At 32.0% G+C, this 15,436-nt stretch carries 10 protein-coding genes; 7 read left to right on the top strand and 3 right to left on the bottom strand.

The features are described from left to right. Positions 1–68 precede the first annotated feature (68 nt). The 7 genes from JOC34_RS12470 (at position 69) to tagH (ending at position 11,892) form a co-directional block, all read left to right on the top strand. Positions 69–659 carry a CalY family protein gene (locus tag JOC34_RS12470; RefSeq protein ID WP_205137096.1) on the top strand — a complete coding sequence of 197 codons (591 nt, stop codon included), beginning with the start codon at positions 69–71 and terminating at the stop codon, positions 657–659. Between the two features lie 360 nt (positions 660–1,019). Continuing rightward, the gene (locus JOC34_RS12465; protein ID WP_205137095.1) at positions 1,020–1,922 is read left to right on the top strand and encodes a glycine betaine ABC transporter substrate-binding protein; all 903 of its coding nucleotides are present in this window, start codon (positions 1,020–1,022) and stop codon (positions 1,920–1,922) included. Positions 1,923–2,170: 248 nt separating this feature from the next. After that, positions 2,171–3,322: an acyltransferase gene (locus JOC34_RS12460; protein WP_205137094.1), complete on the top strand. Its 1,152-nt coding sequence runs from the start codon at positions 2,171–2,173 to the stop codon at positions 3,320–3,322. A 370-nt stretch (positions 3,323–3,692) separates the two neighbouring features. Continuing rightward, positions 3,693–6,068, top strand: a complete 2,376-nt coding sequence (locus tag JOC34_RS12455; protein WP_205137093.1) for a CDP-glycerol glycerophosphotransferase family protein — start codon at positions 3,693–3,695, stop codon at positions 6,066–6,068. Between the two features lie 13 nt (positions 6,069–6,081). Then, positions 6,082–8,106, top strand: a complete 2,025-nt coding sequence (locus tag JOC34_RS12450; RefSeq protein WP_205137092.1) for a DUF6270 domain-containing protein — start codon at positions 6,082–6,084, stop codon at positions 8,104–8,106. A gap of 199 nt (positions 8,107–8,305) precedes the next feature. After that, entirely contained in the window at positions 8,306–9,460 is a 1,155-nt protein-coding gene (gene wecB / locus JOC34_RS12445; RefSeq protein ID WP_205137128.1) for a non-hydrolyzing UDP-N-acetylglucosamine 2-epimerase, read from the top strand. A gap of 815 nt (positions 9,461–10,275) precedes the next feature. Then, complete coding sequence (gene tagH / locus JOC34_RS12440; RefSeq protein ID WP_205137091.1) at positions 10,276–11,892, top strand: teichoic acids export ABC transporter ATP-binding subunit TagH; 1,617 nt, start codon at positions 10,276–10,278, stop codon at positions 11,890–11,892. A gap of 613 nt (positions 11,893–12,505) precedes the next feature. On the opposite strand, the gene JOC34_RS12435 is transcribed toward tagH, so the two are convergent. From JOC34_RS12435 to tagD, 3 genes are all read right to left on the bottom strand, one after another. Then, positions 12,506–13,630, bottom strand: a complete 1,125-nt coding sequence (locus JOC34_RS12435; RefSeq protein WP_205137090.1) for an acyltransferase — start codon at positions 13,628–13,630, stop codon at positions 12,506–12,508. Positions 13,631–13,750: 120 nt separating this feature from the next. Then, entirely contained in the window at positions 13,751–14,935 is a 1,185-nt protein-coding gene (locus JOC34_RS12430; RefSeq protein ID WP_205137089.1) for a CDP-glycerol glycerophosphotransferase family protein, read from the bottom strand. Beyond that, complete coding sequence (gene tagD / locus JOC34_RS12425; RefSeq protein WP_205137088.1) at positions 14,928–15,323, bottom strand: glycerol-3-phosphate cytidylyltransferase; 396 nt, start codon at positions 15,321–15,323, stop codon at positions 14,928–14,930. The genes JOC34_RS12430 and tagD overlap by 8 nt, the downstream gene beginning before the upstream one ends. Positions 15,324–15,436 lie beyond the last annotated feature (113 nt).

The following is a 15,436-nucleotide window of genomic DNA, read 5'->3' as shown; positions in this document are numbered from 1 at the left end:
GAGGATTCCTTCCTAATTGGAATGAATACGCGATTCAATGGCTTCAATAATATATAAGGGGGAGTAAAATGGGTATTAAAAAACAAATCGGCATGGGCGTCATGTCAGCGGCACTAGGCTTAGCATTAATCGGTGGAGGAACGTACGCTTATTTCAGTTCCAGTGAAACAACGAACAATACATTTGCTGCGGGAACGCTGGATCTTTCCGTTAATCCCACAACCATTATTGATGTGGGTGAGTTGCAACCAGGTGATTCCGTCACACGCGACTTTGAATTAGGAAACGGTGGATCGCTGGATATTGAGAAGGTAACCTTGGATACGAATTACAATGTCACGGATGCCAATGGTGATAACACGGATGATTTCGGAAAGCATATTCAGGTAGAATTTTTATATAATGCGGACAAGATGGATGAAGTGATTTACGAGACCACGCTGAAAGAGTTGAAAGAAATGACTCCAGAAGCGGTGAATGAACATGTGTTCTATCCAATGATGGGCGAAAAAGGTTTACCGGCAGGAGAAGCTGCAGATGACCTGGTTGTGAAATTTAACTTCCTTGACAATGATGAAGATCAAAACCAATTCCAAGGTGATTCACTAGAATTGGAATGGACATTTACAGCGGTACAAGCGGCTGGGAATGATAAGTAAATAAAATAATAAGAAGCTACCCTGGGAGGTCATTTGAAACGATCTCTCGCGGTAGCTTCTTTGATCTTATATACAGGTTATTAATTATGACCGCACCTTCTTTTAAAGAATATGCAAATCGCACAAACATATTACTTGAATATTCAAACACGGGCGGAATTCTGATGATTCATGTCCTTGAGACCCTTTGATTAGCATAAACCCATTAAATTGGCTGAAAACGGCTATAATGAGCGTTGCGCTTTCATTTGTTCTGCATTACCATACTAACTATTGACCGACAAAGTTCGGCACGCAATTTAGTACAAAGCAAAGCAGTGTATGTAAATCTTCTATTATAGAAAGGATGTTTCAAACACAATGACGTCATTACCGAAGAAATGGATAACGTTTATAGGTATAAGTATTCTATTGGTTTTAGTGGGATGTCAAGGAGAATCCGACGATGAAAATGCGAAAAAAGAAAATAATGATGCAGCTAAAATCACAGAAATCGTTGGGATTGAGCCGGGATCTGGAACAATGAATATCGCACAAGACACAGTTGACGAATACAATTTGGATCTAGAACTAACCCCAAGTTCAGAACCAGCAATGGTTACGGAATTGCAAAATGCGATTGAAAATGAAGAACCGATCGTTGTTACACTTTGGCAACCACACTGGATGTTTAGCGAATACGATTTGAAATTCTTGGAGGATCCAAAAGAAACGCTGGGTGCATCTGAAAATATACATACGATGGTTCGGCAAGGTCTGAAGGACGAGCAGCCGTCAGCCTATCAGCTTTTAGACAACTTCCACTGGGAAGTAGAAGACATGAATGAGGTTATGGCGAAATTCGGACAAGATGAGGACGTGGAACCGCGCGAAGCAGCTGAAGAATGGATCGAAGATAATCCAGATAAAATTGAATCATGGACGGAAGGGATTGAACCAGTCGATAATGAGACAATCGAACTGGCCTATGTTAACTGGGATACAGAACTTTCATCAACAAATGTTGTTGCACTTGTTCTTGAGGAATTGGGCTACAATGTCGAATTGACCCCACTCGATATGGGGATCGCATTTGAATCACTTTCCGAAGGCGAAGTAGATGGAATGTTAATCGCCTGGCTCCCAGTGGGTGCAGCTTCCTACTATGAGCAATATAAAGACGAGATCGATGATTTGGGTCCTAATTTAGAAGGTGCCCAACAAGGTTTTGTTGTACCAGAATATATGGATATTGATAGTATCGAAGACTTGCCAACTAAATAAAAGGATGACAAGGGATGCCCTAAATGTACTGCACCCCAAAGGTTAGCGTTTAAATCTAACTTTTGGGGTGTTTATTTATGATGTCCAGTATCCTTAACCCTTCCTCTGGAAAAAATTGAATCATTCCTCCACCCACTAAATATGATATTCTTACCGAATAAATATCAACAAGAGCATAAAGATATTTAAATAGGATAAATGAACGTGGATGATTGATTAGCCAGGCAACCAAGGGAAGTGGTAAAGCAATGGAACGTAATTATAGTATTGACTTTGTAAAATGCTTTGCGATATTTGCTGTTGTAGCAATTCATTCGAAAACAGTAAGCGGTGTTGAGGTTGGATCGATAGATGGTGATGATATCAACTTTATTATTAATACATTTGCACGATTTGCAGTGCCGTTCTTTTTTGTTGCATCCGGCTATTTATTTGTTCAAAAAATCAATAGCATCGAAGCTAAGTCTAAAATAGAAGGTCATTCAAATGAGCAAATTACGAAGCAACAGTTAGCTTATTTTAAAAAGTACAGCATAAAATTGACTAAACTTTATTTTGCCTGGTTTATCTTTTACTTTCTGTTTCAACTAGGAGTAAATTTTATTGAAACAGAAAAGACAGTCAAAGCACTGACAGCCATGTTTACAGAATACGTGGCAAGCTTTCATATATGGGATATCTTTTACTACGGAGCAGGATCACCACAGTATCATTTATGGTTTCTATTAGCTTTGATTTGGTCAATGATCATTCTATTTATCTTTACCAAAACAAAGCTACTGCCAATTTTACTCGTTATAAGTCTAGGGTTGAATATCTATGGATTGTTTGGACAATCTTATTCAGCGTTTCATGAGGTAAGTATAAATACGCGTGATGCGCTATTCTTTGGCTTGTTTTATACTGCACTTGGTGGAATATTTGGGAACTATGTGGAGGAAGTGAAAGCCGCAGCAAATAAAATTCCGATTTTCCTTTACATTGGACTATTGTCTGTTTTTTCCTTATCGCAAATTGCTGAAGGCTATCTTACATTAAAGGTATTTCATGGTGATGCTGAAAATTACTATTTATCTACGGTTCCATTAACCATTATCCTATTCATGATGGTCATAAAATATAGTCAAATAGGAAAAAAATCAATGATGTCTAAAATTGGCGCAAATGCGGTGGGGATATATGTGGCACATGTATTTCTGTTAAAATCATTTCCAATCATCCTTGAGCGATTAGGAATATCGAATGTACAAGAAACATTGGTATGGAATATCATATTTACACCAATGGTATTTATCTTAGCGTACCTCTTATATGCTGGTTTACAGTGGAGTAAAACAAGTATAGCAAACCTCTATAGTAGGGAGAAACGAATCTATAAAGAGAAGGTTGAGTATAATTAATAAAATAGGAGTAGTGTATGTTAAAGTATAAGTCGCTCCTTCTATCTATCATATCAAAATGATTGTTTAGTCAATGAGGGTAAAGGCCAAAAGATTTATAAAATAAAAGTTACAATAGATCTTTGTAGATATACTGCGCCAGTCTGAGGATCGAAATTCTGGAAAGCAATATTAAACGGCGCACCGTCATCGAACGTTTCTAAAAAATAGGAGGCGTACAATTATAGAAATTGTAGAAAAGCTGAGGACAGATTTAGATGCAAAAGTAAAATCTAGTACAAATAATGTCGAAGTTCTGCTATAATTAATAAAGTTATTTATAAAAAGATAGTTCAAATTTACTACGTATCGAAATCTTGGGGTGAAATGAATGAATTTGGTTACAGAAATTGAGACAAAAAATCTAATGATATATAATACTGGAATAGAGGTTGTAGATTTAACAAAAGATGAAATAACTTTTTATATAAAAGATCTAAATAAAACATATACTGTACTTTTAAAAAAACAAACGAATAATAAGGAAGAAATGCTTGATAGTATTAAGCTAGAAGATCAAGTTTTATTAAAATATACGGGAAAAGACATGTCAATATTTGTATATATAAAAGATTGTCTATTAAATTATCTCTTGACAGATAAGCCAGATACAACAAAAAGTGTCTTTGAAATCGAAGTTAATAAAAGAACACAATTAATAAATATAGAGCAAGTAGATATTCAAACATTAAATTTATATGTTGAGAATAGTATGTTTACATATGATGGTTTGGTAAGTTCACGAAAAAGTAATTTCAATATTAAGTATAAATCAGATAAGTTAAATAATGGATTATTGGCAATATGTAAATATGGTAAATATTATTTAATAATAAAATATGATAAGAAAAATATGAAACTGATATTTAATAAGGTAATTTTTGATATCGTGGCAAATTCAAAAGGGATCTTATTTGATTTAATTAATGAGAAGGATTTAAAAATATTAGTAGAATATAATAAAAGAAATAAAATAGTTGACTTATCTAAATTAAAAAAAGGTGAAACAATACAATTATTTTCAAAAGCTGAATTTTTGCATTTCAAAGATGACAATTTATTAGGGGTTATTATTGTTAATAGAACGAGATATTATATTTATTTAAAAATGTATGGAGTATATTTAACCAAAAGCACTCCCCAAAAAGTGACTCAATATAAAAGTTATCTTCGTTCAATATCATTCGGAAAAAACATCTACTTATTTGGAAGGTTTGTTCATCATGCTTATAATTCTTATGGTGAATACGATTATTTATATAATTCAGACTTTTATCACAGGGTTACGAAATTCAAAAGACCATTCAGTAGAGTTAAATTCATAAAACAGTTTGGATATTTTAAAATCAATGTAAAAAAAATGGATCTTGAATCAAAAGTGCACTACCCATTATTTGTAGGTAATGAGAAATTTATTTTACACAATATCCCTATGAACAATGGAAAAGAGCCTTCAAAGGTATATTCGACTAAAAAAAATAAAAAGAAAATCCATGTTTTAAGATCAAGCATTCACAATAATGTTATGTATACAATTGTTCCTTATTCAAAGATGTATTCAAAGTTAAATAAATTAAAAGCTAAAATTGCTAAATTTGTTTCGAATAAGTTTTATAAAAATAAAAACTATAATGTAAATCTATACTTTGAGAAACAGGCATCAAAGGCTGATGAATCTGGATTTCGTGTTTTTGAAAAGGTAAAGGAAAAAAACTATTCTACTTCGAAAAACTATTTTATTTTAGATAAGAATTGTGATATGTACAAGAACATGAAGCTGAAGCATGGAAAAGACATCATACCAAGGTTCTCATATCGCCATTACTTAAATATTTTTAATGCCGATTATTATATTAGTAGCGATTTATCTAATCATGTTATAAATGACCGGATCTATAATAATTTGATCACAGATAAACTTAAAGAAGTGCCATTAATATTTTTACAACATGGTATAATGTTTGCTAAACCTGTAGAAAATCCACTTGGGAAAATTTTCTATAAGGAGTATGCTGCCTATAATATCTTTAAAAATGTAGTTAGTTCAAGATTAGAAGCACAGGAATTTTATAAAATGGGTTATGATGATCTCGATCTTATATACTCTGGATTAGCTACATTTGATTATGCTAACTTGGACTTGAAAAGTGATAAAATAGTATATATGCCAACATACAGATATTGGGAAGAAGGCTTAATTTATAGTGGTGATATAGAAAAGACGTCCTACTATAGATCTATAATCAAAGTGATAAAAGAGTTCGAAGGCGCCGGCTTATTAGATAAATTATTGATTGTTTCGCACAATAAATTTTCCCAGTATGTATATGAGAGTCTACCTGAATATAGACATCTACTTGGTTTAAATCCTTCTGAAGCTCTTAAAGTAGCAAGGATTTTTATTACCGACTTTTCTTCAGCAATTTATGATTCAATCTATAGAGGTGCTTATCCAATTTTCTATTGGGAAGATAAGGAATATTTAATAGATAATTATGGCGCTACTCCTCCAGTAAATAAAAATAATGCACCAGGTCCAGTAGCTTACGATACAGATCAATTAATTAATTACGTGAAAAATGCAATAAGTAATGAATACTTATTAGAGAGTGAATACGCAAAGAAATATTTGGATATTAATCAATTTAATGATAATAAAAACACCGAGAGAATTGTAAATTACATGATAAAAGATAAAATTTTATAAAGGAGTGCAATAATTGAAGATAGATGTGACTATAGCGAGATTTGATATCCTTAATTGTAAAATGATAATTGGTGGCTATTTTGATGAAGAATTAAATATTGTTTTTAAGCAAAGAAAGACTCATATTGGTGTACAATTTTTAAGTGAGTATACATTTAACTTAGAACATGAAGGCAACCAATTTTATTCGGAAATTGATCTACAGCCGATTTTTAAACTAAATAAGGTAAACAGTTTGTTTGATGTATACTTAGTTAACAATGAAGGTAATGAAGTATATTTGTCTTTGGAAAATTGGCCGAAAGTTAGGTTCGATAAATATATAAGTTCAGATAAGGTACTCTATTTTCAACCTTATAAAAACCAAAAGGGTAATTTATCAATTAGAATTAAACCCCATATTAATTTGAGTCTAGAAAATATAAAAGTTAATGATAATAAAGCATTATTAGGTTTTGAAGTATCAGAGAGCATTCGAACCTTAGATGTCAGGTTATATTTACAACCTCTTTTTAATGATGTGGATTTAAACCAAAATGCAATAGAACTTAAATTAGTTACCAAAAATGATTATAGTGTACAGTTCCTAGTTGAATCAAATGACTTAATAAAATATCTTAATTTTGATAAATTCAAATCAATAATGACTATTAAAGGAGAATTTCATGATATTAAATTACCGATAACGGCGAATAAGCAAATTAGTAAGACTTTTACTGTAGGCTATGAAAAAATTCAATTTGATATGGATCCAAGTGATGGTCTTTGTATAATGAAAAAGACTAATGAGATTTCTAATGGTGTAAAACAATTAACTTTTGATGGAAAAGTAATGATTAAAATAGAAGTACGGGATTTACCATTAAATATAGCGGTGAATAATGTTTATATGGTTCCGAGACTGGATAAATTCGATTCAAATTATATGAGTGGATTTATTTATTTAGATATTCAACATACAGAAAAAGGTGGAGTGAATTCCTTGAATATGTATGATGCCATCATAAGTGCAGGTATTTCAAAGGAAAAGTTAAATGAACTGTATATGCAAGATGATGTTATATATGACTTTTATTTTGATGTAAAAGATGATCAAGGAATTGTATATAAAAATAACCTGAATGTTGATAGTATTGTAGAACCAAATACATACAGTATAAATGATAAATTCGATATGTGTTTTTATGAAACTCAAAAGGGGACACTATCATTTCGCTTTAATAAAAAAAGACCTATTAACCAAATGAAAATAGCAGTACACGGTTCATGTTATAGTCGATTGCCTTTTTATTCAAATCATTATTTCAATCCGGATTATAAGGAAAAGTATGATGTTGTTTTAACAAGCTTTCATAAGTCAACAATTGGTTTATTTACCCCTTCAATAGAACTCCCAGATGAAAGTTTGAGTGATTTAAATAAATCCGAGGCAAATGTAGTTAAGGACGATAGTGAGAAGAACTTTTTTAGGAAGTTGCAAAATCTTAATCCTGAGTACTTAATAATTGATTTTTATGCTGATGCGGTACTAGATTTAATGAGGTTTAATAACGGTACAATACTTACAGTAACTCCAAGGTTATCTAACAGTAAATTATTTTTAAATAAATATAAAGGCGAAGTTGAAATTATTAATCACAATGATTTTAAAGTTTTTATGGAGATGTGGAGACCGGCAATCAAAAAATTCACAGAATCAGTAATAAAATATATTCCGGAAAATAAAATTATCCTAACTAAGGCCAGGATGTCTGAAAAATATTATGATAAAGAGGAAAATTTAATAGAGTTTAAGGGTAAACGTTTGGAAGAAATCAAAAAGTATAATGTAATATTTTCTATTTTAGAGTCGGAATTTTTAAGGTTATTACCAAAAACAAGAGTAATTCAATTGCCGAAAAATAAATACTTCAGTGATGAAAATTTCCCTTTAGGTTTTTCGCCAAATCATTACCAAACCGGGTATTATAAAGAGTACTTATCCAAACTCGATGATTTAGTATACAAGGATCTTATATCAAAAAGATTAATGGATTAAAATATTGTAATGAAAATAACGAACTCCATCCTTGAATCAATTTAACGTTAATTGAAGTTTTTAAGTATGAGAATAAACGATTGTCTCTAGAGTACGGCTGTTTATGTAATCTGGGTATGGATAGCATTTCAATTTCTATAAATATATTTTTAAGAAATTATAAAAAGGAGATTACAAATTGAATTCAATTGAAAAAAATATGACAGTAAAAAGTAAACTTAAAGTAATGACGATCTTCGGAACAAGACCAGAAGCGATTAAGATGGCCCCGTTAGTGTTGGAATTAGAAAAGCAACCGGAACACTTCGAATCTATTGTGACAGTTACTGGTCAGCATAGGGAGATGCTTGATCAAGTGTTAGACATTTTTGCCATTGAACCGGATTATGACTTAAATATGATGAAAGATCGCCAAACTTTGATCGATATCACAACAAAAGGTCTAGTAGGTCTAGATAGAATCATGAAAGAAACAAAACCCGATATTGTTTTGGTGCATGGTGATACTTCCACTACGTTTGTAGCGGGATTGGCAGCATTTTATAACCAAATAACGGTTGGGCATATAGAAGCCGGCTTGCGTACGTGGGATAAATATTCCCCATACCCTGAAGAGATGAATCGTCAATTAACAGGTGTGCTTGCTGATTTACATTTATCTCCAACGAAAAAGGCGGCACAAAATTTGCTTGCTGAGGATAAGGAAGAAGAAACTATTTTCATAACGGGAAACACTGCAATTGATGCTTTGAAAACAACTGTTGAAGAAAACTATAAACATGAGATTCTTGAGAAGATCGGTAAGGACAAATTAATTCTTTTAACCGCCCATAGGCGTGAAAACCTCGGAGAGCCGATGAAGAATATTTTTCGGGCTATTAAAAGATTGATTAATGATCATTCAGATATTCAGGTAGTTTATCCTGTCCATATGAACCCAGTTGTTAGGGAGCTTGCTAATGAAATATTAGGAGATAATTCAAGAGTTCACCTTATAGAACCTCTAGATGTAATCGATTTTCATAATTTCGCAAACAAGTCGCATTTAATTTTAACAGATTCGGGGGGGGTTCAAGAAGAAGCACCCTCCTTGGGAGTACCAGTATTAGTATTAAGAGATACAACAGAACGCCCAGAGGGGGTTGATTCTGGTACGCTAAAATTAATTGGTACAGAAGAAGAAATGATCTATCAAACTGCAAAGGAGCTTTTAACTGATAATAATGTATATGAAAAAATGGCTAAAGCAGTAAACCCTTATGGAGATGGGTGTGCTTCACGCAGAATTTCTGAAGCGATCTTATATCGCTACGGAATAATAAATGAGAAACCGTCTGAATATATACCTCGTTAAAGAGTTTATATCTAAATTCCTTTTATCTATATCAACAAAGCACAGAGCAGTATTGATTTAAAATTGACACCAAATAATCCAACTATGTTTAAATCTGGATTATTTGGTTCCTATATTTATATGTTGTATTCTGTTGTTTACTAGACTTTCAATTACTTGAAGCGGGCTAATCTCTAATTAACCTTATTTTGAGTGAGGTTAAATTAAAATATCACCTGATTTTACTGGATGTCTATCCACTTTTACTAAGATGAATACCCTAGCTTATTTTCGTTATAGCAATTTCGACTTAAATCCAATTAGAAGAGCTTGTTTAGTAGGATTGTTAATTAAATTATTAAACATTAGTATAATTGATGATTTTTTGTTAGTCAGTTATACCATGTCTCTCTACACTATCTCTGTCTTTTTAAGATAGGGATACTGGTTTTCTACATAGTTTCCAGGTTTTTAGATGTCATGAAAGTTCCTTTAAAAAAATATTTTAAGAAGATTGTTACCGAGTGTTGTATGATGTAAAAGGTAGATTTGATTAAAACTTACTTAAAGAGTATAGCAAAAATGGATAGAAAGATCATCATGTAAGCTCGATCAATAGATGCATTTTGGACAGCGACCACATGGAATCAATTATAAAAAAAGTGAGCTAATATGAATGTTAACGATTCATAAAAAATGTATAGTGTGTCTATTTGGAATAAAGATTATCATGATAATTTGTCGATTAAGCATACTAATTTTGGTATAGTTATACTGTAAAATGTCTATCAAAGTAATGAGATGAAATATGACTTCTATAAACTTGGAGAGAAACAATGAATCATTCAGTTATTTTCAAAAATGTAACAAAAAAATATAAAATGTATGGTAACACTTCTGAAAAACTTAAGGATTTATTTGTCCCTGATCATTATGGAGAGGACTTCTATGCCTTACAACATATTAATTTTACTGCAGATGAAGGAGATGTAATAGGAGTAATTGGTGTTAATGGTGCAGGGAAGTCAACATTATCAAATCTTATTACTGGTATTGTTCCATCAACCTCTGGGGAAATTAAAATCAAAGGGGAAGCTGCACTAATCGCTATAGCTTCGGGACTAAATAACCAACTATCAGGCAGGGATAATATTGAATTAAAATGCTTAATGCTTGGATTTAATAAAAAAGAGATTAATGCATTAATGCCAGATATTATCGAGTTTGCGGATATAGACAACTTTATTGATCAACCAGTCAAGAATTATTCAAGTGGAATGAAGTCGCGTTTAGGTTTTGCCATTTCGGTAAATGTTGATCCGGATGTTTTGGTTATTGATGAAGCATTATCTGTTGGAGATCAAACGTTTGCAGACAAATGTATGGATAAGATGAATGAGTTTAAAAAAAAGGGGAAAACAATCTTCTTTATTAGTCACTCCATTGGACAGGTGAAGAAGTTTTGTCAAAAAGTAATGTGGCTTGAAGCGGGAGAAATAAAGGCCTATGGAACTACAGATGACATTCTTCCGCAGTATCAAAAGTTTTTAAAGGAATTTAACGCATTATCGAAAGAAGAACAAAAGAACTTCAAGCAGCTAGTGTTGGAAAAAAGAAGTAAATTAAGGGAGAAAGAAAATTTACAGGTGAACGAAGAGGAAAGTGATGAAATAGCATCAAGTAACCCTTCACGCATTTATCTAAACAAGCGACGTAAGTATATGAGAATATTAAAGTGGTCTTTAACGTCTCTAATTATTGCATTATTATTTTTAGGTGGAGCAATATTTGTAGATAATCCGCGATTACTATTCAATATCGAAGCCGATAAATCAGAGAAATCAGCTTCTGATGAAGTTGACCCTCATATAAGTGATAATAAAACAGTAACAGAAGAGGACAAGCTAGAAGAAAGAGAAGAGGATATCCGTTACGTCACAGTTGACAGTGCATATATACGAACTGAACCAGATTTAGATAGTGAAGCGTCAAGTGTTGCTAGTTTTGGGCAAGCATTTGTTGTTGAGGAGTCAGAGAGAAAGGCATTTGAAGACGTTGATTGGCTAAAGATTATCGGTAAAAACACACATCAAGAAGGCTGGATTAGCAGCCAAGTGATGGACGTTGTCTCAGGAGAGATAAATGACCCGGAATTAGAGAATGGGTTTGATAAATTGGTTGAGTCTTACCCAACTTTAGAAAAAGTGTTTCCTATGATAGGTAAAACTGAGGACGAGGTAGAATCATTTGAATCCACAAAATATAAGTATTTTAATGATCGAGTGGTTGGATTTACAATTACCTTGAATGGTTCCTCAAACCAGTTATTTGATGACCTTGGTGATCCTCAAATAGAACAAGCAGACAAAACCTTATATCATGGCTCGGCATATGATTTTATTTTTTCCTTGGATGGTGAAATGATAAACAAATTAACTATCATTAAAAATTGAGGTGTTAAAAAAGCTCAACTACATGGCATTATGTAGTTGAGCGTTCTTTTATCTTATCTTCTATATATTGACTTAATCTAAATAGTTCGCACATTTTCAATCTGGTTTATTTGTGCGATAATCTTCATAGAAAATAACATGGAAGTTATATGATCACTTAAGCTAAAAAGAGGATAGTGTATATGGCAAAATAAAAATACATAGTAATGCAGTGTAAAAGTACGGAACCCTGTACACCAAAAGGCTTGCTAGTTACCAAAATTACTCTACTGTATTGGCGTCTAATCAAATTAGGACTTTGAAAGGAATGCTGATAATGATTAAATTTGATTTTATCAAATATTTAAGAAATAATAAATCATTATTTCTTAATGCAATCGCGGATAATAAGATCGATTGGAGAACCAGAAAAAGGTATTGTAGCCCTCAAGTAAAAAGTTCATAAAAAACCTCCTATATAATAAAATTGCACGCATGTGCTTCTTTAATATATAGGAGAATGGATCAGTTCTGTTTCATATGGATTAAAATTATGGCGCAATGGGTTCAATTAGATGGATGTAATCATTTTAAACATTTATTGGTTTTGTGCATAATTTGTTGTTTTTTTATACTAAGCACTTATTTCCTGTGATTTATTAATAGTTTTTTTCTTGTTTGATTTTACGACAGTTACTATGTAATTTCCAAAAGGAAGTTTCAGAATTACTTTAACTACTAATATGGATGTGAAAAAGGTGATCAAGTATACTAAGGGCAAGTATCTAGTTCTATCATAAAAGACTTTAAATAAATCATGATTACGCAAAAAGAATAAAATAAATGGATGAACCAAGTATATTCCCATTGAATAATTTCCTATATTCACTATAAAATCTCTTGTTTTGGGCCAAAAGGTTAACGCAGTATATACGCTTGCGAATGCGATAAATAGTAAGGGTAGACTTATCATATTCATTGGTCTATTTGACTCTATCCCCTCAGCAAAAAGGTACTCAAATATACCACTAATAATGACTACGATGCCTAATGTTATGCTGAAAATGGTGTTATTCTTAACCCAAACCATAATTCGTTCCCAATAGTAAACGAGTAAGCCGCCTAGAAAAAAGTAGTATGCCCAATGGAAGAAGAATACTCTTTCATTTATAAACTTATTGAAAAACCCATGTCCGATATTAATAGTATTAGTAACGAAAAAATAGTTAATGAAAAATGCTACTAATGTAAAAAGAATTAAATTTTTTTTAGATTTAAAGAATTGTAGTACTGGAAAGAGAAGATAAAATTGAACTACAATTGCAATAAAGTAAAGATGATAATTACTTTTACCAGTAAAAAAGAAATAAATAAAATCTTTTACTTCGTCAGCAGAAGTAAAGTTTGGGAACTCGAATTTATTATAACTCCACTTTAATAATAAATATATTACACTCCATACTAAAAAAGGGATGATCACTTTATTAATTCTTGACTTAAAGAAATAATTAAACTTAAATCCCCTTTTAACGACCTGATTATACAGCAAAAACCCACTAATTATTGCAAAGGCAGGAGTGCCATAACGAGAAATTTGGTTAAAAAATTGAGTTAGCCATGAAAAGGTTTGATCATTTTCATGGTAAAACCCAGCTGTAACATGCACCATTACGATACACATACAGGCTATAGCGCGAATAAAACTTATTTCATAAAAGTATTTCTTTTGAGGTTTTACTTCACTCTGTTGGATATCCATTTTCAACAAATCCTCTTTCTATTATTTATATTGATTATCATAATAGTTAGCTAAAGTGACTTTAAGGGGGGACGTAGAATCTGAAAAATAAATTTAGCCTTCATAAATAATTACAGGCTTTTAATTATGTTCTACAATTCGTTCTTCTTCAAAATTTGTATAGATAGACTTAATTAAATTTTCACTAGACTTTCCATCTGAATATTGGTTCCATTCATTCGAAAAATCATTTATTTTTTTCATATCAAAATCATTCGTTTTTAAGATGGTTATTAGATCATTTGTGTTCTCAACGATAGGGCCAGGAACAAGCTTATCGTAGTTATCCCAGAATCCCCTTGTTTCCGCATATTCATCAATATCATAAGCAAAAAATATCATTGGTTTATTTAATATAGCAAACTCAAACGGAATGGATGAATAATCCGAGATAAGTATATCCGTGATGACTAGTAAGTGATTGATATTATAATTAGTAGAAACGTTGAAAACAAAATCAGGATAATGGTTGTCTATGGTAACTGATACCGCTGGATGTAGACGTAAAAACAATACATAATCATCTTTTAATGCTTTGTACATCTTATCAATATCCATTTTCAGTTCCGATACATTCATTTCATTATCGCGATAGGTTGGAGCGTAGAGTATGACTTTCTTTTCTTTGATCATCGGAAACTGCAGTCTAAGAGTTTCTCCAACTTCTTCTTTTGCTAATGAATCAAAGAAGAAGTCTGTTCTTGGTATTCCAGTTCGTAAAATTTGCTTCTTGGATATACCAAATCCTTCACGGAAGATATCAGCCATATTCTCCGAACCTACAATAACATAGTCAAATCGCTGGTATACCATTTTAAACCGTTTGTAAGCTTTTGCTGGTCGATTCTCTATAGAGAGGTCCTTAAGCCCAAATTGTTTGATTGCGCCGGCCGCATGCCATAATTGAATACACTTTGTATTGGGTCTGAAATCAGTCACGGCTAAAAAACCGTAATAATTATCAACAAATATAGTGCTGGAAGTTGCTAAATGATAAATGGATTTACCCCAATTTATGGGGGTTACCGGTTTAAAATGTAGTTGTTTTCTATTGGGAGCACCTTTAAAGGTCATTTTACAACTGGAAGTTTTGAGAATAACAACTTTTTCATCTGATTGTTTTTCCAATTCCTTTAAGGTGTATAAAACATTAACCCCAAAAGAAGCAACAAAAACTGTTTTCTTCTTTTGGGGAAATAATTTAAATATATTAAAGAGAATACGAATAACAAATAAATACAACGTAATTGCAAGTTCTCTAGCCATTGTTCATATTCAAGTCTTTTTTAATTTTCGTTGTTGAAATTCCTACTGTTCGTGGTAAATACACAACTTCACAATATTCCTTTAAAAAGTCAAATTCACCTTCCCAGTCATCTCCCATTAAAAAAACGTCAACATCATGCTTCTGTACATCCTGCACTTTTTGCTCCCAGTTGTCTTCCGGTATAACTTCGTCGACATAGCGAATGGCCTCCAGAATTGCTTTACGTTGTTCAAAAGTGTAATATGCTTTTTTACCTTTAATGGCGTTAAATTCATCAGAAGAGATAGCAACAATCAAATAGTCACCATATTCCCTAGCGCGGCGTAAAATATTTATATGTCCCGTATGGAGCAAATCAAATGTTCCATAAGTGATTACTTTTTTCATTAATAATACCTCCGAGTTTTATTACGATTATATTATATATAATACTATACATTAGTTACAGGAATGTAACAACGAGTTATCAATTTGATACAAAATACTTTTATCTATAGTAT

This window comes from Virgibacillus halotolerans (assembly GCF_016908515.1).
Taxonomy (GTDB): domain Bacteria; phylum Bacillota; class Bacilli; order Bacillales; family Amphibacillaceae; genus Virgibacillus_M; species Virgibacillus_M halotolerans.
The sequence above is the reverse complement of the archived record's forward strand: the minus strand, read 5'-3'. Positions and strand labels throughout refer to the sequence as shown.